An 18942-nucleotide genomic window follows, 5' to 3' on the forward strand; every position below is an offset into this window, starting at 1 on the left:
GGTGATCCTGGTCGTCAGACCCCGAGAACTCGGCGGTCAGATCTGCTGCACCAGCTCGCGCAGACGCGTGAACGCCGACTCGTCGTCGTTCACGACGACGTCGTGCTCACCGGTGTTCCAGCGGCACTCGGGCGCGCCGAATCGCTCCCAGTAGACGTCCCATCCGGCGAGTTTGACCCGGTCGCGCTCGCTGCCGCGCTCGATCAACCGTCGCCGCACGACCTCGGGCGAGGTGCGCACGTGGATCACCCGGATGCGAGCGGCGGGCCAGCCTGCGCTCTCGGTCGAGCGACGCAGGAAGTCCGGGTCTGCGAGGTACGCCACGAACGGCGCGTCGAGGACGACGGAGTGGCCGAGTTCCAGATTCCGGCCGGCGGTCGCGAAGAGCGTCTCGTACTCGGCCGGCATGACCCTCCGCAGGTACAGCTCGTTGGATTCCCGGTCGGAGGGATCCTGTCCCAACGCCTCGAGAGCCACTCGCACGAGAGGCCCGGCGAGCGAGTCCTTGTCGAGGTACGCCGCGCCCGTGAGGGAGCTGAGGTGTCTCGACAGGGTCGACTTGCCCGACCCGGCTCCGCCGAGCGTGATGTAGGCGACGGGCAGGGCTCGGACGTCGGATGTCACTGCTTCACTCGCTCGATCGCGGCCACGAACTCCTTCGCCGCCGCGGTGACCTTGCCCATGTCGCCGTCGGGACGGCCGGCCTTGGTGATGGCGCTGCCCACTCCGACCGCCGCGACGCCTGCGGCGAACCAGTCGCCGACGTTGGCGGTGGTGACACCACCCGCCGGAAGGATCGGGATGTGCGCGAGCGGCGCCAGGACCGCCTTGGCGTACGGGATGCCGCCGGCTTCGGTGGGGAAGAGCTTGACGATGTCCGCGCCGGCCTCGGCCGTTTCGAGGATCTCGGTCGGTGTGTAGGCGCCGCTGATGGTGGCGATCTGGTAGCGGTTGGCGACGCGGATCATCTCGGGGTTGAGGTTCGGGCTGACGAGGAACTGCGCGCCGGCCTGAATGCTCGACCAGGCGGCGTGTCCGTCGAGGACGGTGCCCGCGCCGAAGACCACGTCTTCACCGGCGAAGCGCTCGGTCAGGCGCTCGATCACGGTGAGGGCGCCGGGGATCGACAAGGTGATCTCGAGGGCGCGGATGCCGCCGGCGACGGCTGCCGAGGCGACCTCGAACGCCTCCTCGGCGGTGTCGAGGCGGACGATGAGGATGTTGCCGGAGTCGCGGATGGTCTCTATGACGTCGAGTTTTTGGAACATGGCCCCGATGGTTACACCACTTTCGCGCGCTTCGCGAGCCCCGTCCAGAAGGCGTTGACGAATCGCGGTGACGTGTTGCAACCTTGGCTGCAATCGATCTCAGCAATCGTTCTCATCCCGGGCTGAGGCGCCCGGATCCTCGATCAACGCGAACGATCAATGCGAAGGAGAGTCGTCGGCGGTGGATCATTCCTCTTCGGCCCCTCGGCCCTCGGCCGTGGTGCTGGGTGCGTCCCACTGGCACGCGCCGCTGTACCGTGCCGGGCTTGCCCGGCGATTCCGCGTGACGGCGGTGCAGGACCCCGACCCCGCGGTCTCCCGGGCGTTCGCCGAGCCCTTGGGCGCACCGGTCGCGGCGAGCGTCGACGAGGCTCTGGGCCAGGACGGCATCGAGGTGGCGTTCGTGTTCTGCCCGCACCGCGAGATGCTCGCGGTCGGCCGGAAGCTCATCGACCGCGGCATCCCGTTCGTGATCGAGAAGCCCGCCGGTGCGAGCCTCGACGACCTTCGGACGATCGAGGAGGAGGCACGCCTGGCCGCCGTGCCGGCGACCGTGCCGCTCGTCCAGCGCGGCGCCCCGATCGACACCTGGCTGCGACAGGCCGGCGACATCGTCTACGAGCGGATGGCGTTCGTCGCCGGTCCGCCCTCGCGGTACCGGCACAACGGCAACCCGTGGATGCTCGAACCCGCCCTCTCCGGCGGCGGAAGCCTGATGAACCTCGGCCCGCACTTCGTCGACCTGGCGATTCGCCACCTCGGCCACCCCGTAGACGTCGTCCAGAAGCTCTCCACCACGCTGCACGGCGAGGCGGTCGACGACCACGCCACGATGATCCTGACCACCGCCACGGGCCGCGAGGCGATCGTCGAAGTCGGCTACGCGTTCCCCAACTCACCGCTGAAGAGGTACTGCGGCTTCACCGCGGCCGGGACCAACGGATTCGCCACCGTCGACACCACCGGCGCCGCGACGTTCACCGACCGATCCGGCATCACCAAGAGCGCCGTCATCGAGGTCGACAGCGACCCGCTGTACGACGTGTTCGTCACCGGCGTCGCCGACACGCTCACGACCGGGTTCGCGGGCCTGCCGACACTCGCCGAGCTGATGACCACCATGGAGCTCGTCTGGTCGTCGCACCCGGAGGGGACGGCGCGTCGTGGCTGAGGTGAGCATCGACGACGTCGCCAAGGCCGCCGGCGTGCACCGCTCGACCGTGTCGCGCGCGTTCTCGAAGCCGGATGCGGTGCGCGCGGCGACCAGGGAACACGTGCTGCGCGTCGCGGCCGAGCTCGGGTACTCGATGAACCCCCTCGCGCAGGCTCTCCGCCGCGGCTCGAGCAACCTCGTCCCGCTGATCGTTCCGGACATGTCCAACCCGTTCTTCGCCGAGCTGGCGCGCACGACCGCCGCCGCCGCCGAGGCACGCGGCTACCAGCTGATGCTCTGCATCACCAACGGCGACACCGGACAGACCGCCGACTACGTGAGTGCGATGCACTCCATGTACTCCCCCTTCGGCATCGTCGCCCCCTCGACCCGGGTCAACCTCGAGGCGCTGCGCCGGTACGCGTTCCAGAACCGGGTCGTCGTCATCGACCGGGTCGAAGACGACCCCGCCGTGCCCACCGTCACCGTCGACAGCGCCCGCGGCATCGACCTCGCCTTCGACCACCTCCTCGGTCTCGGCCACGGGAACATCGCCTACGCCCCCGGGATCGTCGGCACGTACACCGCCCAGGACCGCTGGGACGCCTACCACCACGCCGCCGAGCGGCACGGCATCCCGCCCGTCGTCCTGGAGGCGGCGCCCGGCGCCGATCCGGGGCCGGGGATCGTGGACCACTGGATGCGGGAACCGAACCGCCCGACGGCGGTGATCGCCTCCAACGACCTCATCGCGTTCGCCGTGATCTCCGAGCTCGGCGCGCGCGGACTGACGGTGCCCGCCGACCTGTCGGTGATCGGCTTCGACGGCCTCGACCTCGGCGCCCAGTTCAATCCCCGGTTGACCAGTGTCCGACAGCCAATCACCGACCTCGGACGGATCGCCATCGAACTCGGCGAGGCCCTCATCGCCGGCGGACCGCCCGACCACGTCGTGCTCGAGCCATCGCTTCTCCTCCGCTCCTCCACCCAGGAACACCGCTCATGAACCCGAACCCCGGCCGCCTTCCCGGTCTGCAATACGTGGACCACGTGGCCTTCACGGTCCCCGACCTCGACGACGCCACCCGCCTGTTCACCGTCCTTCTCGGCGCCGAGGAGCTCTATCGCTCCACCCGCGGACCCGATGCCGCGGTCATGCCGGAGCACTTCGGCGTGCCCGCGGACGCGCACCTGGAGCTGCGCATGCTCCGGCTGCCGCCGAACCTGAACGTGGAGCTGTTCCAGTGGTGGAGCGAGGACCGCTCCCCCGTGTTCCCGCGCGCCAGCGATGCGGGCGGCCACCACCTCTGCTTCGTCGTCGACGACGTCGACGACGTCGTCGAGGCGGTCGCCGACCTCCGGGGCATCGAGATCCTCGGTGCACGCAAGGAGGTCGCCGGCGACAGCCCCGCCGTCGCCGGGAACCGGTGGGTGTACGCCCGCACCTCTTGGGGGCTCATCCTCGAGTTCGTCGACCGCTCACGGGTCGTCGATCCCCCACGTCTCGTCGGTCCCCACGACTGGCACACCCACTCGACCTCGGAGACACCCTCGTGAAGATTGCCGGCCATACCCTCGGCACCCCCCACCACACCGTTCCCGAAGCGCTTGAACTCTTCGCCCGAGCCGGCCTGGACGCCGCCGAGGTGATCTACCAGGACGACTACACGAGCGGTCTGCCCATCGGCGGTGCCGCGGCCGCCGCGGAAGCGGCACGTGTCGCCGACGGCGAAGGCATCCCGGTCATCGGGCTCACCCCGTACACGACCGCCATCAACGCGACCGACGAGCGCATACGCGGAGCAGCCGTCGACGAACTGCGGTCGGCCATCGACATCGCCCACGCGGTCGGCGCGAACCGCATCCGCGTCTACTCCGGCGCATGGCAGCCGGACCGGAAGGACCACGCCGCGCACTGGGCACAGCTCGTCCGCTCGTTCCAGGAACTCTCCGCCCCGGCGGCGGACGCGGGCGTCGTGCTCTGCGCCGAGAACCACTTCGGCACCATGACGCAGACCGCGCGTGACACCGCCGAACTCATCCGCGCGGTCAACTCGCCCGCCGTCCGCGTCCTGTACGACCAGGCGAACCTCACCTTCACCCACGACGAGGACTTCGAGGACGCCTTCGCCGTCCAGGGCGATCTCATCGGCCACGTGCACGTCAAGGACCTTGTCTTCAAGGACCCGAACGCCCCGTTCGTCGCGTCCGAGACGGCGCGCGTGCGCGCCGAGGAACGCGCCGTCACCTCGCGCGTCGTCGGCGAAGGCGTCCTCCCCTGGTCGTCCATCCTCCGGCGCCTGCGCGAGGTCGGCTACGACGACGTGCTCTCGCTCGAATACGAGTACCGGTGGCATCCGCAGGATCTGGAAACCCCGGAGATCGGATTCCGTCGCGGCGCCGAGCACCTGCGAACGCTGCTGCGGCAGCTCGACGTCGAGGCGGCCGGCCAGAAGGCCGAGGTCCGCTCGTGACCGCGCTCCGAGTCGGCGTGGTGGGCGCCGGCAACATCGCCAGCATCGCGCAGCTGCCCACCCTTGTTCAGCGCGACGACGTCGAACTGCGCGCCCTGGTGTCACGGCGCGAGGACCCGAGCCGGCTGCAGCGTCGGTGGGGGTTCGCGCACGTGTACCGCACGGTCGACGCGATGCTCGATGCCGAAGAGCTCGACGCCGTCTTCGTGCTCACCCCCCGCTCCGAGCACGTCGCGGCCGTGGAGAGCGCCCTGCGCGCCGGCGTCGACGTGTTCTGTGAGAAGCCCCTGGCCACCTCGACCTCCGACTCGGTCCGCCTCGCGGAACTCGCCGACGAGCACGGCCGCGTCCTGATGGTCGGCCTGAACCGGCGGTTCGCGCCCGTATACGTCGCTGCGCGGGAAGCGTTCGGTACGGCCGGAGCGTCGTTCTGCGTCGCGCAGAAGAACCGCGCCGGCTCCGAGTACCGGGCCACGTTCGAGAACGCGATCCACATGGTGGACCTCCTGCGCTGGTTCTGCGGCGGAGACGTCGTCGAGGTCTCCGGCGCGGCCGCCGGAACCGACCCCTGGGAGGAGGACGGCACGGCAGCCCTCATCCGGTTCTCGACCGGGAACACGGGCCTGCTGGTCGCGGCCCGAGCCGCCGGCGCGTGGGGGGAGAAGCTCGACGCCTACGGGCAGTTGCGCTCGGCCGAGGTCATCGCCCCCGACACCGTCGCGGTGACGGCGGACGGCGTTCGCACCGTCCGGTCGATGAGCCCGGAGGCGTTCGGCTGGGCGACCGCGACCGAGACCTTCGGCTTCGCCGACGCGGTCCGCCACTTCCTCGACCGCGTCAAGGACCGGCAGCAGCCGCTGACCTCCGGATGGGAAGCGGTCAAGACCCAGCAGCTACTCGACAAGATCCTCGCGGCGGCAGGCCTGCCCACCGAGGAGCAGGAGGGACGCACATGGTCCAGCAAAGCAGTGCAGTAGCGCCGCAGCCCCAGGTAGCCCTGGTCACCGGCTCCAGCGGCGGCATCGGCGCGGCCGTCGTCGACGCGCTGCGGGCGCGCGGCGACATCGTGGTCGGGGCGGACCTCGCACCGCTCGACGGACAGGACATCGCCGGCTTCTCCGAGCTCGACGTCACCGACGAGCAGCAGACCGCCGAAGTGCTGCGCCGGGTCGTCGCCGAGCACGGCCGCATCGACGTCCTCGTCCACGCCGCGGGAGTGCTGGGCGGCACCCCCGCTCCGCTGGAGACCACGACCGAGGAGTTCGAGCGCACCATGCGCATCAACGCCACGGGCACGTTCACCATCACGCGCGAGGTCGCGAACCTCATGCGGGGCAGCGGCACGAAGGGCACCATTCTGCTGCTGTCGTCGGTCGCGGCCAAGGAAGCACGGATCGACTACCTGCCGTACAACGCCAGCAAGGTCGCCGTGCTGCACATCATGTGGTCGATGGCGAAGATCCTCGGACCGGACGGGATCTCGGTCAACGCCGTCAACCCCGGACCGGTGAACACGCCGATGTGGACACTGCTCGCCGACCAGTCCGGCTCCGCGCAGGCAGCACGCGACGCTCGCGCCGCGCAGCTCCCCATGCGGCGCTTCGCCGAACCGTCCGAGGTCGCCAACGCGATCGGCTTCCTCACGGACCGGGCCAACCGGTACATCACCGGCGTCTCCCTCGACGTCGCCGGTGGAGCGCATCTCGGTATGGGGTCCTAGATCCGAAACGGTTCGGGAGGCGCCCCGCCCCGCGGTTGCGGACGGCGGCACGGGAATGCGCCGGGTGCGAGGCAGGCGCCTTGGGCCTGGGCAGTCGGGCCGCCAGGTCGATCGTGTCGACGCTCGGGACCATCCGGTCGCTTACTCCGTTGGCCACCAGGACCGGCTGCTGGATGCGCGACAGGTCCTGCGGTGCCGTGCGGCCCCAGCGTCTGATGGCCTTCAGCTGGGCGCGGTACGACGGCACCGAGATCGCCTTGTCGCGGTCGTCCGTGCGCTCCTTCAGCCGCGCCAGGAATGCGCGCGCCGCCCGTTGTCCGACAAGCCGAGCAGGTCGACCCGGTCGAACCCGAGGGCTCGGATGAACCGCACGGTGTCGCGGGCCATCGCCTCGATGGTGTCGGTGTGGAGCCGCCGGACGCGCCGACGCCGCGGTTGTCGTAGGTGATCACGTGGCGTCGGGCGGCCAGTCCGTCGACGACCCGTGGATCCCAGTTGTCCAGGACCGCGGACAGGTGGTTGAGCGGGATCAGCGGCACACCGTCGTCCGGGCCGAGCTGCCGGTAGACGAAGTTCACGCCCTGCACGGACACGGAGCGGGTCGGCGCGTCCTTGTACGAGGAGGGGGTGGGTGCGGGGGAGCTGGACGATGCGCTCATGGCCGGGTCCTGGTCGGTGGTAAGGGACGAGGTGCTCTTGGGGGGCTTCTCGTTGTGACGGGCTGCCTCGGCCTCCGGCGGGGCCGTGCCCGTGCTCACGTCATGGAGACGACGACTTTCCCAGCTTTCGCGCGGCCCTTCTCGACGTACTCCATGGCCTGGAGGGTTTCGTCGAACGGGAAGACGCGGTCGACGACGGGGCGGACCTTTCCGGCGTCGATGAGGGGGGTCAGTTCGCGCAGTTGGTCGCCGCCGGCCTTCATGAACAGGAACGAGTACGTCACGCCGTGGCGCTTCGCGTCGCGCCGGGTCTTGAAGCTGAGGGCGGTCATGGCCAGGCGGAGGAAGGGATTCAGGCCGAGTTCACGGGCGAAGGCGGGGTCGGGCGGGCCCGCGACGCTGATGGCCGTGCCGCCGGGCTTGAGGACGCGCAGGGATTTGGCGAGGTTCCGGCCGCCGAGGCTGTCGAGGACGATGTCGTAGCCGTCGAGGACCTCTTCGAAGTCCTGGGTGCGGTAGTCGACGACGACGTCCGCGCCGAGGTCCTTGGCCAGGTCGGCCTTGGCGGTGCTGACGGTGGTTGCCACGTGCGCGCCCAGCGCTTTGGCGAGCTGGACGGCGACGGAGCCGAGGCCGCCGGCGCCCGCGTGGACGAGAACTCTCTGGCCCGGCCGTACGTGGGCCCGCTCGACCAGTGCCTGCCATGCGGTCAGCGCGACCAGGGGAAGGGAGGCGGCCTCGGCCATGGTGAGCGTCGCCGGTTTGAGCGCCAGGTCGTCCTGATGGACTGCGATGAGTTCGGCGAAGGTACCGATGCGGTCCTTGTCGGGCCGGGCGAAGACCTCGTCGCCGACCGCGAAGCGGGTGACGGACGGGCCGACCCGGACGACTGTCCCGGCGAGGTCGTTGCCCAGGACGAGCGGGAGACGGTAGGGCAGGAACGCTTTGAAGTCACCGTTGCGGATCCTGAGGTCCAGGGGGTTGACGCCCGCCGCGTGGATCTTGACCAGGACGTCGTCGGCACCTACTCGGGGGGCGGGCACTTCCGCGGCACGCATCCCGGCTTCGCCGCCGTACTTCTCGACCAGGAAAGCCCTCATCGTCGTCTCCGTTCCGTGTTCCGTCCGTGAGGACGAGGGTCTGCGTTCTGTCCGGGAATCTCCCCGTACGAACTGTCACCGCGCTGATCCCGAAGATCCGGCGGGCACTCGGAGACGCGCGGTCCGGTGCCCGAAGGTCGTGTAACGCATGAGACGTCTTTGCACGAGGGGGAAGGCGGTCGCGTCGGGATGGAGGGGCGGGCGTCAGCCCGCGGCCGGCCGGGGTGCCGCGGACAGGCTCTGCTTGACGTACCTGCTGGTCTCGTCGGCGAGGATCTCGGGCAGGCCGGTCTCGATCCCGTCCAGGGCCTGGGCCGCGACGTCGGTGGCGGCGACCTTCTGGTCGGCGGGCACGGCGGCGGCCATGTCGGTGTCCATGTAACCGACGTGCAGCGCCGAGACGGTGATGCCGCGCGGCGCCAGCTCCTCGCGGACCGCGTCGCTCAACGCCCAGGCGGCCGCCTTGGAGGCCGCGTAGGAGCCAAGTCCTGCCGGGTGGAACCAGGACAGGGCGGACAGGACGTTGAGTACGGCGCCGCCACCGTTGCCCTCGATGACGGGGGCGAAGGCGCGGGTCGCGACGAGCGGGCCGAAGAAGTTGGTCTCCATCTCTCGACGTACCTCGTCCAGGCCGCCTCCGACCAGCGTCGCGCCGGTGGAGATGCCCGCGTTGTTGATCAGCAGTGTCGCGTCGGACGCCACGCGGGCGGCCTCCCGTATCGACGCCTCGTCCGTGACGTCCAGCCGCAGCGGGACGACGCCCGGCACATCGACCGTCTCGGGGCGTCGTGCCGCCGCATAGACCTTCGCGCCGCGCTCGACGAGCTGGGCTGCCAGGTGCCGCCCGAGCCCCCGGTTGGCGCCGGTGACGACCGCGACCGCGTTCTTCAGTTCCATGCTCACTCCTGGTCCTGGCAGGCACCGTCGGCACCCACCGCGAATTAGATTATGACTACAATCTAAACACGGGTCTACGATAGATGCCAATCGACATCCAAACGGGAGGTGGCCATGGGCCGCGTGTCGCAGGCACAGGCGGAGGAGAATCGCAGGCGGGTGGTGGACACCGCCTCCCGGCTGTTCCGGGAGCAGGGCACCCAGGTCAGCGTCGCCGATCTGATGAAGGCGGCCGGCCTGACCCACGGCGCCTTCTACAAGCAGTTCACCTCCAAGGAGGCGCTCGTCGACGAGGCCACCGCCCACGCCTTCACCGAACTCGCCCAGCGCTACAACGCCGGGCTGGAGCGTCATGACTGGGAGCACGCCGCCGCCCAGCGGGCGCTGGTCGACACCTACCTCTCCGTCGAGCACCGCGACGACCCGGCGGACGGCTGTCCGGTCGCAGCCCTCGCCACCGACATCGCGCGTGAAGGCGGGGAGCGCGAGGCCCGTCGCGTCTACACCGAGGGGGTGGCCGACTTCGCCGACTTCCTCGCCACCGACGACCAGGACGGCATCCTCCGCCTGTGCACCCTGTTCGGCGCGCTGGTCCTGTCCCGGGCCACCAAGGGCTCCCCGCTGTCCGAAGAGATCCTCTCCACTGCGCACGCGGCCTTGACGGAGGCAGGCTGACCCAATCGTCGTCAATGTGTGCAGCAGGAGATCAGTTCCCGCAGCCTGGGGTCTTGCGGTACCCCGCGACCAGCCGGTCGGCTCGACGCCGTCGCTACGCCACCGAACCGATGCTCCCCGTCGGTGTCATGGGGGGCGTCGGGTCGTCATGGTGGATGGGGGTGTGGGCGCCGGTCAGGGAGGTGCCCGTGCCGCTGTGGCGGGTCGCGACGATCTCGGCGGCGATGGACAGGGCCGTCTCCTCCGGGGTGCGGGCGCCGAGGTCGAGGCCGATCGGGGACCTGAGGCGGGCCAGCTCCAGGTCGCTCACCCCGGCCTCGCGCAGGCGGGTCTCGCGGTCGAGGTGGGTGCGGCGGGAGCCCATCGCGCCGACGTACGCCACGGGGAGGCGCAGCGCCAGCCGGAGCAGCGGGATGTCGAACTTGGCGTCGTGGGTCAGGAAGCACAGCACCGTGCGCGCGTCGACCTCGGTGCGCCGCAGGTACTCGTGCGGCCACTCGGCGACGATCTCGTCCGCGTCCGGGAAGCGGGCCGGGGTGACGAAGACGGGGCGGGCGTCGCACACCGTCACGTGGTAGCCGAGGAACTTGCCGACCCGGACCAGCGCGGAGGCGAAGTCGATCGCTCCGAAGACGATCATGCGGGGGGCCGGGACGGAAGACTCGATCAGCAGCGTCAGCGGTGCTCCGCAGCGCGAGCCCTGCTCGCCGATCTCCAGCGTGCCGGTGCGCCCGGCGTTCAGGAAGGCGCCCGCCTCGGCGGCCGCCGTGCGGTCCAGCTCTGGGTGGCCGCCGAAGCCGCCGGTGCGGGAGCCGTCCGCGCGGACGACGAGCGCGCGGCCCGTCAGCTCCGCCGGGCCGCTCACGATCCGGGCCACGGCCGCCGTCTCCCCGTGCGCGGCGGCGGTGAGGGCCGCGGCCAGGGACGGACGGACGGGATCGCCCGTCCGTACCGGGGTGACGAGGATGTCGATGACCCCGCCGCAGGTCAGGCCCACGGCGAAGGCGTCCTCGTCGCTGTACCCGAAGCGCTCCACGCCGGTCTCGCCGTCCTGGAGCGCCTGCCGGCACAGCTCGTACACGGCACCCTCCACGCAGCCGCCGGAGACCGAGCCGACCACCGTGCCGTCGGCGTCCACCGCGAGGGCGGCGCCGGGCGGCCGGGGCGCGCTGCCGCCGACGGCCACCACGGTGGCCACGGCGAAGTCGCGGCCCTGCTCGACCCACCGGTGCAGCTCTTCGGCGATGTCCAGCATCTTCCGGTCCTCCTTGGCCAACGGGTACGTGAAGGGTTCCCGTCGTGGCGGCTAGTGCACGCCCATCCAGCTCTCGATCGGATTGAGGGCGAAGTAGACGACGAAGATCACCGTCAGGGCCCACATGAAGGCGCCGATCTCCCGCGCCTTGCCCTGGGCGACCTTGATGGCGACGTAGGAGATGACACCGGCGGCGACACCGGCCGTGATGGAGTACGTGAACGGCATCAGGACGACGGTCAGGAAGACCGGGATCGCGGTGGCCCGGTCGGCCCAGTCCACGTGCCGGGCGTTCATCATCATCATGGCGCCGATGACGACCAGCGCGGCGGAGGCGACCTCCTGCGGCACGATCGCGGTGATCGGCGTGAAGAAGAGGCAGGCGGCGAAGAACGCGCCGGTGACGACCGAGGCCAGCCCGGTACGGGCCCCTTCGCCGACGCCGGTCGCGGACTCGACGAAGACGGTCTGGCCGGAGCCGCCCGCCACACCGCCGATGGCACCGCCGGCGCCGTCGATGAACAGCGCCTTGGACAGGCCCGGCATGCGGCCCTTGTCGTCGGCGAGCTTGGCCTCGGTGCCGACGCCGATGATGGTGGCCATCGCGTCGAAGAACCCGGCGAGCACCAGCGTGAAGACGATCATGCCGACCGTCATCGCGCCGACCTCGCCCCAGCCGCCGAACTCCAGGTTGCCGAAGAGAGAGAAGTCCGGCATGGAGACCGCGCCGCCGTGCAGTTCGGGTGCGCCGTTGGCCCACTGCTTGGGGTCGATGACCCCGGTGGCGTTGAGGATCGCCGCGACGATCGTGCCGGTGACGATGCCGATCAGGATGGCCCCGGGCATGTTGCGGGCCTGGAGCATGAAGATCAGCAGCAGGGTGCCCGCGAAGAGCAGGACCGGCCAGCCGGCGAGTTCACCGGCGGGGCCGAGGGAGAGCGGGGTCGCCTTGCCCGGGTGGACGAAGCCGCCCTTGACCAGGCCGATGATGGCGATGAACAGACCGATGCCCATGGTGATGCCGTGCTTGAGGGCGAGCGGGATCGCGTTCATGATCATTTCGCGGAGCCCGGTGACCACGAGCAGCATGATCACCACGCCGTACATCACACACATGCCCATGGCCTGCGGCCAGGTCATCTGCGGGACGACCTGCCCGGCGATCACACCGGACACCGAGAGCCCGGCGGCCAGGGCGAGCGGCACCTTGCCGACGAATCCCATCAGGAGCGTGGTGACCGCCGCGGCGAGCGCCGTCGCGGTGATCAGGGCCTTCTGGCCCAGGGTGTCCCCGGCGGCGTCCTTGCCGGAGAGGATCACGGGGTTGAGCAGGACGATGTACGCCATCGCCATGAAGGTGGTGATGCCGCCGCGCACCTCACGCGCGACCGTGGATCCCCGGTGAGATATGTGAAAGTACCGGTCGAGCCAAGACCGTCCGCCGGGGACGCGGGAACCCGCGCCCGCGTCTTCGGCGGTGATCTCGGGCTCCACTGACTGCTGGGTCATGGGGCCGTCTCCCAAGGTTCATAGGTGCACCCGTGCCTTCGGCGAAGGCCCGGGATTTGGGAGGTGTCAGCTCGGGGGACGGCCCGGTACTGCACCTTGGGGTGGACCGACGCCGGAATCCCGTGGCCGTGGGTGCGGCCGTTGCCCGGCGTCGGGGTGCCGTGGCGCCCATCCGTGCCGCTGGGGGTCCCCCCCAAGGCCCTCAAGGCTCCGGGGGGAGGCACGATGGCCCGCCACGGCGGCGTCACGCCGTGCCGGTGAGGTGTTCCGGTCGTACCGGCGTGCGGTCGAGCGCCAGCCCGGTCGCGTCCCGGACTGCCGCGAGGACCGCCGGGGTGGACGACAGGGTGGGTGCCTCGCCGACGCCGCGCAGTCCGTAGGGCGCGTGGTCGTCGGCGAGTTCGAGCACGTCGACCGGTAGGGCCGGCGTGTCGAGAATCGTGGGGAGCAGGTAGTCCGTGAAGGACGGGTTGCGGACCTTGGCGGTCACGGGATCGACGACGATCTCCTCCATCACCGCGATGCCCAGGCCCTGGACGGTGCCGCCCTGGATCTGGCCGATCACGGAGAGCGGGTTCAGCGCCTTGCCGACGTCCTGGGCGCAGGCCAGCTCGATCACCTTGACCAGGCCCAGTTCGGTGTCGACCTCGACGACGGCGCGGTGCGCGGCGAAGGAGTACTGGACGTGGCCGTTGCCCTGGCCGGTGCGCCGGTCGAAGGGTTCGGTCGGCCGGTGCCGCCACTCCTCCTCGACCTCGACCACCTCGTCCTCCAGGACCTCAACGAGGTCGGCGAGGACCTCGCCGCCGTCGGTGACGACCTTGCCGCCCTCCAGGAGGAGTTCGGCGCCGGCCCAGGCGGGGTGGTGGGAGCCGAGCCTGCGGCGGCCGATGTCCAGGACCTTCTCGCGCACCAGCTCGCAGGCGTGCTTGACGGCGCCGCCCGTGACGTAGGTCTGCCGGGAGGCCGAGGTGGAACCGGCCGAGCCCACCCGGGTGTCGGCGGGCTGGATGGTGACCCGGGTGACGCCCAGCTCGGTGCGGGCGATCTGCGCGTGGACGGTGACACCGCCCTGGCCGACCTCCGCCATCGCCGTGTGCACGGTGACGACGGGCCGGCCGCCGGCGACCTCCATGCGGACCCGGGCGGTGGAGTAGTCGTCGAAGCCCTCGGAGAAACCGACGTTCTTGATCCCGACCGCGTAGCCGACGCCCCGTACGACGCCCTCGCCGTGTGTGGTGTTGGACAGGCCGCCGGGCAGCTGCCGTACGTCGGCACCCTCGCTGGACTCCCACTGGCGTTCCGGCGGCATGGGCATCGCCTTGACGCGGCGCAGGAGTTCGGCGACCGGCGCCGGGGAGTCGACGGGCTGGCCTGTGGGCATGAGCGTGCCCTGCTCCATGGCGTTGATCCGGCGGAACTCCACCGGGTCCAGGCCGAGTTCCTTCGCCACCTTGTCCATCTGCGCCTCGTAGGCGAAGCACGCCTGGACGGCGCCGAAGCCGCGCATGGCGCCGCAGGGCGGGTTGTTGGAGTAGAGGGCGAGGGCCTCGATGTCCACGTCGTCGCACACGTACGGTCCGACCGACAGCGAGGCGGCGTTGCCGACGACCGCCGGGGACGCGGAGGCGTAGGCGCCGCCGTCCAGGACGATGCGGCACTTCACGTGGGTGAGCCGGCCGTCGCGGGTGGCGCCGTGCTCGTAGTGGAGCCTGGCCGGGTGGCGGTGGACGTGGCCGAAGAAGGACTCGAAGCGGTTGTAGACGATCTTGACGGGTTTGCCGGTGCGCAGTGCGAGGAGGCAGGCGTGGATCTGCATCGACAGGTCCTCGCGTCCGCCGAAGGCGCCGCCGACGCCGGACAGCGTCATGCGCACCTTGTCCTCGGGCAGGCCGAGCACGGGGGCGATCTGGCGCAGGTCGGAGTGGAGCCACTGGGTGGCGATGTAGAGGTCGACGCCGCCGTCCTCGCCGGGCACCGCGAGCCCCGACTCGGGGCCGAGGAAGGCCTGGTCCTGCATGCCGAAGGAGTAGTCGCCCTCGACGATCACGTCGGCGCGCTCGGCGGCGGCGGTGGCGTCGCCGCGCACGATCGGCTGGCGGTGCACGATGTTGGGGTGGGGGACGTGGCGGCTGTGGGGGTCGTTCCGGTTCTCGTGGACGAGGACCGCGTCGGGGGCGGTCGCGGAGGCCTCGTCGGTGACGAGGGGCAGCTCGCGGTATTCCACCTTGATCTTGGCGGCGGCGCGGCGCGCGGTCTCCGGGTGGTCGGCGGCGACGATCGCGACCGGCTCGCCGTGGTGGCGGACCTTGCCGTGGGCGAGGACCGGGGTGTCCTGGATCTCCAGTCCGTAGTGACGCACGCCGGTGGGCAGGTCGTCGTACGTCATGACGGCGTACACGCCCGCCGTGGCCAGTGCCTCGCTGGTGTCGACGGAGACGATCTCGGCGTGCGCGACGGTGGAGCGCAGGATCTGGCCCCAGAGCATGTCCTCGTGCCACATGTCGGACGCGTACGCGAACTCGCCGGTCACCTTGAGGACGCCGTCCGGGCGGAGCGTCGACTCGCCGATCCCGCCCCTGGTCCGGGAGCCCTGGGTGATGCCGGTGGGTGCGCCGTTGGCGGTCATGCCCGGTCCCCCTCGGACCGGCGGGCCGCGGCCAGGCGGACCGCGTCCATGATCTTCTCGTAGCCGGTGCAGCGGCACAGGTTGCCCGACAGCGCCTCGCGGATGTCCTCGTCGGTCGGGTTCGGGTGCCGCTCCAGCATCTCGTCGGCGGCGACCAGCAGTCCGGGCGTGCAGAAACCGCACTGGACGGCGCCCGCGTCGATGAACGCCTGCTGGACCGGGGCCAGTTCGATGCTCTCGCCGGTCTGGGAGTCCGTGCCCCCGGCCTGCCACCGCCTGGCCGCGTCCAGCGAGGCGCTCTCACCGGTGCGGGTGCCGGGTGTGCCGGGACTGCCGGGTGTGCCGCTCTCGGCGCGGCGCCGGGCGAACTCCGCCAGGCCCTCGACCGTGACGACCTCGCGGCCCTCGGCCTGGCCGGCCGCGACCAGGCAGGAGCACACCGGCACGCCGTCCAGGCGGACCGTGCAGGAGCCGCACTCGCCCTGCTCGCAGGCGTTCTTGGAGCCCGGCAGGCCCAGCCGCTCGCGCAGCACGTACAGCAGGGACTCGCCCTCCCACACGTCGTCGGCCTCCTGCGGACGTCCGTTGACGGTGAGGTTGACACGCATCACGCGGCTCCTTCCGTGGTGCGGCGGGCGCCGCGGTACGACTCCCAGGTCCAGGTGAGCGTCCGGCGGGCCATGACGCCGACCGCGTGGCGGCGGTAGCTCGCGGTGCCCCGGACGTCGTCGATCGGGTCGCAGGCGGCGGAGCACAGGTCCGCGAACCGCTTGACGGCCGACGGGGTGACGATCTTCCCGTTCTCCCAGAAGCCGCCGTCCTCGAGCGCCGCGTTCAGGAACTCCTCGGCGGCCGTCGCCCGGACCGGGGTGGGCGCGGCCGAGCCGATGCCGGTGCGGACGGTACGGGTGGCGGGGTGCAGGGCGAGGCCGAAGGCGCACACGGCGATGACCATGGCGTTGCGGGTGCCGACCTTGGAGAACTGCTGCGGTCCGTCGGCCTTCCGGACGTGCACGGCGCGGATCAGTTCGTCGGGCTCCAGCGCGTTGCGCTTCACGCCGGTGTAGAAGGCGTCGATCGGGATGCGGCGCGTGCCGCGCACCGACTCGGCCTCGACCTCGGCGCCGGCGGCGAGCAGCGCCGGGTGGGCGTCCCCGGCCGGGGACGCCGTGCCGAGGTTCCCGCCCACGCCGCCGCGGTGACGGATCTGCGGGGAGGCGACCGTGTGCGAGGCGAGGGCGAGACCCGGCAGCTCGGTACGCAGGTTCTCCATGATCCGGGTGTAGGGCACGGAGGCACCGAGCCGTACGGAGTCCGCTCCGACCTCCCACTCGGTCAGGTCGGCGATGCGGTTCAGGTCCATGAGGTACTCGGGCCTGCGGTGATCGAAGTTGATCTCGACCATCACGTCGGTACCGCCCGCGATGGGCACAGCGGTGGGGTGCTCGGCCTTCGCGGCGAGCGCCTCCTCCCAGCTGGCGGGGCGAAGGAAGTCCATGGCCGGCTCTCTTCCTCGTGTGCGTGCGGTGGTCTCCGCGTGCGGTGGTCGCACAGATCGAGCCAATCCCGTGGGCCGGGGCCCGGCTCGTTCATGTGCTGTTCACGTGGAATGGCCTCAGTACACCGTCGTGTGCTCCACCAGGGTCAGTCGCAGAAACCATGAAGGAGTTGGCTGGCCAGGGCGGGCATCTTGTAGATTCGTATGAACGGAGGTGCTCAGAAGCCTCCCTGTTCTCCTCTGGAATCGGGCGACACAGCCGCGTGACCTGGAACACTTCGAGACAAAGAACGGCGGCGACGAGAATGCGGCTGCGCGCACTGCTGGACACCGACGCGCTGGGCCTCAAGCTGCTCGGCGGCGAGGACGAGCTGGACCGCACGGTCCGCGGCGTGATGACCACCGACCTGCGGGACCCCAGCCGCTATCTCTCGGGCGGCGAGCTGGTGCTCACCGGCCTGGCCTGGCGCCGGGACGCCGCCGACTCCGAGCCGTTCGTCCGCCTCCTCGTGCAGGCCCAGGTGGCCGCGCTGGCCGCCGGTGAGGCGGAGCTGGGGAGCGTGCCGGAGGACCTGGTGGTGGCGTGCGCGCGGCACCGGCTGCCGCTGTTCGCGGTGCACGAGTCGGTGGCCTTCGCGACGATCACCGAGCACGTGGTGCGCCAGGTCTCCGGCGAGCGGGCGGGGGACCTCGCGGCCGTGGTGGACCGGCACCGCCGGATGATGACCTCGGGACCGGCGGGCGGCGGCCCCGACGTGGTCCTCGACCTGCTCGGCTCCGACCTCGACCTGCGGGCCTGGGTGCTCTCCCCCACCGGCCGGCAGGTCGCCGGGCCGAAGGACGCGGAGCCCGCGCTCTCCGCCGAGGTCTGCGCCAAGCTGGCGGCCGAGCACCTCGCGGCCACCCGTACGGGCCGGCGCGCGCCGCACCGGGTGCCCGTGGGCTCCACGACGTACAGCCTCTTCCCGGTGCGCGGCCGGGGGCAGCCCCCCGTGACGCCCCAGGGAGCGCGTGCCCCGCAGGGCGCGGGGCGGGAGGTGCGCGAGACGGTGCTCTCCGACTGGCTCCTCGTGGTGGAGGCGGACGCCGGGGACTGGGCCGAGGAGCGGCTCGACCTGCTGTACGGCGTCACCCAGCTGATCGCGGTCGAACGGGACCGACGGGACGCGGCGCGCACGGTACGGCGGCGGCTGGCCCAGGAGGTCCTGGAGCTGGTGCAGACGGGCGCCGCGCCGGCCGAGATCGCGGCGCGGCTCCGGGTGGCGGCGCCGGTGCTGCTGCCGGGCCTCGGCGCGGCACCGCACTGGCAGGTCGTGGTGGCCCGGGTGGAGTGGGAGGACGGCGACGAGGAGACCGGCCGGGTCGCGCAGACCCTGCTGGAGGAGATCCTCGTCGACCCGCACGCCACCGGGCCCGAGCAGTCGGACCGCATCGCCGTGGCGCACACCGGCGGGGAGGCGGTCGCCCTCGTACCGCTGCCGGCGGTCTCCACCGAGCACGACGGCAGCGAGGCCGGGGTCCTCGCGGAAGCGCTGCTGGAGTCCGTACGGGAGCCGTTGTCGGCGGGTCTGGACGGCGACGGGCGGGTCACGCTCGGCGTCAGCGCGGCCGTGCACTCGGCGGAGGGGCTGCGCGGGGCGCTGGAGGAGGCCCGGCACGCGCGCCGGGTCGCCGCGGCGCGCCCCGGCCGGGTCTGTGCCGCCGGCCACCAGGAGCTGGCCTCGCACGTGCTGCTGCTCCCCTTCGTCCCCGACGACGTGCGGCGCGCCTTCACCGCCCGGCTGCTCGATCCGCTGCGGGACTACGACCGCCGCCACCGCGCCGAGCTGATCCCGACGCTGGAGGCGTTCCTCGACAGCGACGGCTCCTGGACGCGCTGTGCGAACCGGCTGCACCTGCACGTCAACACGCTGCGCTACCGCGTCGGGCGGATCGAGCAGTTGACGGGGCGTGATCTGTCGCGCCTGGAGGACAAGCTGGACTTCTTCCTGGCCCTGCGGATGAGCTGAGGCCCGGGGCACGTGGAAGCCCCGGGCGGGCCCGGGGCGTTCCCAAACCTCGACGGCACCAAGTCCACGACTTTGTGAAATCTTTCACCCATCCCC

At 71.3% G+C, this 18942-nt stretch carries 17 protein-coding genes; 8 read left to right on the plus strand and 9 right to left on the minus strand.

Annotated features, from left to right (window positions below; translation table 11 throughout):
• Window positions 1-36 precede the first annotated feature (36 nt).
• The gene (locus tag ACZ56V_RS21345; RefSeq protein WP_468944320.1) at window positions 37-624 is read right to left on the minus strand and encodes a P-loop nucleotide/nucleoside kinase family protein; all 588 of its coding nucleotides are present in this window, start codon (window positions 622-624) and stop codon (window positions 37-39) included.
• Complete coding sequence (locus tag ACZ56V_RS21350) at window positions 621-1268, minus strand: bifunctional 4-hydroxy-2-oxoglutarate aldolase/2-dehydro-3-deoxy-phosphogluconate aldolase (protein ID WP_468944323.1); 648 nt, start codon at window positions 1266-1268, stop codon at window positions 621-623. The genes ACZ56V_RS21345 and ACZ56V_RS21350 overlap by 4 nt, the downstream gene beginning before the upstream one ends.
• 181 nt (window positions 1269-1449) lie before the next feature.
• On the opposite strand from ACZ56V_RS21350, the gene ACZ56V_RS21355 reads away from it, so the two are divergent.
• From ACZ56V_RS21355 to ACZ56V_RS21380, 6 genes are read left to right on the plus strand one after another with little or no spacing between them, the layout of a single operon-like run.
• Entirely contained in the window at window positions 1450-2439 is a 990-nt protein-coding gene (locus ACZ56V_RS21355; RefSeq protein ID WP_468944325.1) for a Gfo/Idh/MocA family protein, read from the plus strand.
• A complete protein-coding gene (locus ACZ56V_RS21360) occupies window positions 2432-3427 on the plus strand; it encodes a LacI family DNA-binding transcriptional regulator (RefSeq protein ID WP_398913432.1) in 996 nt (331 codons plus the stop codon). Before ACZ56V_RS21355 ends, ACZ56V_RS21360 begins: the two co-directional genes overlap by 8 nt.
• Complete coding sequence (locus tag ACZ56V_RS21365) at window positions 3424-3978, plus strand: VOC family protein (protein ID WP_356371637.1); 555 nt, start codon at window positions 3424-3426, stop codon at window positions 3976-3978. Before ACZ56V_RS21360 ends, ACZ56V_RS21365 begins: the two co-directional genes overlap by 4 nt.
• Window positions 3975-4895, plus strand: coding sequence for a sugar phosphate isomerase/epimerase family protein (locus tag ACZ56V_RS21370; protein WP_467380964.1), 921 nt, complete (start codon window positions 3975-3977; stop codon window positions 4893-4895). Before ACZ56V_RS21365 ends, ACZ56V_RS21370 begins: the two co-directional genes overlap by 4 nt.
• Window positions 4892-5872 (plus strand): Gfo/Idh/MocA family protein, encoded by a 981-nt coding sequence (locus tag ACZ56V_RS21375; protein ID WP_398913436.1) that lies wholly within the window; start codon window positions 4892-4894, stop codon window positions 5870-5872. Before ACZ56V_RS21370 ends, ACZ56V_RS21375 begins: the two co-directional genes overlap by 4 nt.
• Window positions 5848-6615 (plus strand): SDR family NAD(P)-dependent oxidoreductase, encoded by a 768-nt coding sequence (locus ACZ56V_RS21380; RefSeq protein ID WP_467380962.1) that lies wholly within the window; start codon window positions 5848-5850, stop codon window positions 6613-6615. The genes ACZ56V_RS21375 and ACZ56V_RS21380 overlap by 25 nt, the downstream gene beginning before the upstream one ends.
• A 754-nt stretch (window positions 6616-7369) precedes the next feature.
• Here the strand turns inward: ACZ56V_RS21380 and ACZ56V_RS21385 are convergent.
• Window positions 7370-8374 (minus strand): NADP-dependent oxidoreductase, encoded by a 1005-nt coding sequence (locus tag ACZ56V_RS21385; protein WP_468944332.1) that lies wholly within the window; start codon window positions 8372-8374, stop codon window positions 7370-7372.
• 204 nt (window positions 8375-8578) lie between these two features.
• Window positions 8579-9271 (minus strand): SDR family oxidoreductase, encoded by a 693-nt coding sequence (locus ACZ56V_RS21390; protein ID WP_398913444.1) that lies wholly within the window; start codon window positions 9269-9271, stop codon window positions 8579-8581.
• 114 nt (window positions 9272-9385) lie between these two features.
• Between ACZ56V_RS21390 and ACZ56V_RS21395 the strand changes: the two genes are divergently transcribed.
• Window positions 9386-9946 carry a TetR/AcrR family transcriptional regulator gene (locus ACZ56V_RS21395; protein ID WP_468944335.1) on the plus strand — a complete coding sequence of 187 codons (561 nt, stop codon included), beginning with the start codon at window positions 9386-9388 and terminating at the stop codon, window positions 9944-9946.
• Window positions 9947-10040: 94 nt separating this feature from the next.
• On the opposite strand, the gene ACZ56V_RS21400 is transcribed toward ACZ56V_RS21395, so the two are convergent.
• The 5 genes from ACZ56V_RS21400 to ACZ56V_RS21420 all read right to left on the minus strand — a co-directional run bounded on the left by ACZ56V_RS21400 (window position 10041) and on the right by ACZ56V_RS21420 (window position 16837).
• The gene (locus tag ACZ56V_RS21400; protein ID WP_468944338.1) at window positions 10041-11201 is read right to left on the minus strand and encodes an XdhC family protein; all 1161 of its coding nucleotides are present in this window, start codon (window positions 11199-11201) and stop codon (window positions 10041-10043) included.
• Between the two features lie 51 nt (window positions 11202-11252).
• On the minus strand, window positions 11253-12710 hold the full coding sequence (locus ACZ56V_RS21405) for an NCS2 family permease (protein WP_467380956.1): 1458 nt from the start codon (window positions 12708-12710) through the stop codon (window positions 11253-11255).
• 244 nt (window positions 12711-12954) lie between these two features.
• The gene (locus ACZ56V_RS21410) at window positions 12955-15339 is read right to left on the minus strand and encodes a xanthine dehydrogenase family protein molybdopterin-binding subunit (RefSeq protein ID WP_398913453.1); all 2385 of its coding nucleotides are present in this window, start codon (window positions 15337-15339) and stop codon (window positions 12955-12957) included.
• Window positions 15336-15947 (minus strand): (2Fe-2S)-binding protein, encoded by a 612-nt coding sequence (locus tag ACZ56V_RS21415; protein ID WP_398913456.1) that lies wholly within the window; start codon window positions 15945-15947, stop codon window positions 15336-15338. The genes ACZ56V_RS21410 and ACZ56V_RS21415 overlap by 4 nt, the downstream gene beginning before the upstream one ends.
• Complete coding sequence (locus ACZ56V_RS21420) at window positions 15947-16837, minus strand: FAD binding domain-containing protein (RefSeq protein ID WP_398913458.1); 891 nt, start codon at window positions 16835-16837, stop codon at window positions 15947-15949. Before ACZ56V_RS21420 ends, ACZ56V_RS21415 begins: the two co-directional genes overlap by 1 nt.
• A 305-nt stretch (window positions 16838-17142) precedes the next feature.
• Between ACZ56V_RS21420 and ACZ56V_RS21425 the strand changes: the two genes are divergently transcribed.
• On the plus strand, window positions 17143-18846 hold the full coding sequence (locus ACZ56V_RS21425; protein WP_467380951.1) for a PucR family transcriptional regulator: 1704 nt from the start codon (window positions 17143-17145) through the stop codon (window positions 18844-18846).
• Window positions 18847-18942: the final 96 nt, after the last annotated feature.

This window comes from Streptomyces sp. NPDC034099 (assembly GCF_055575415.1).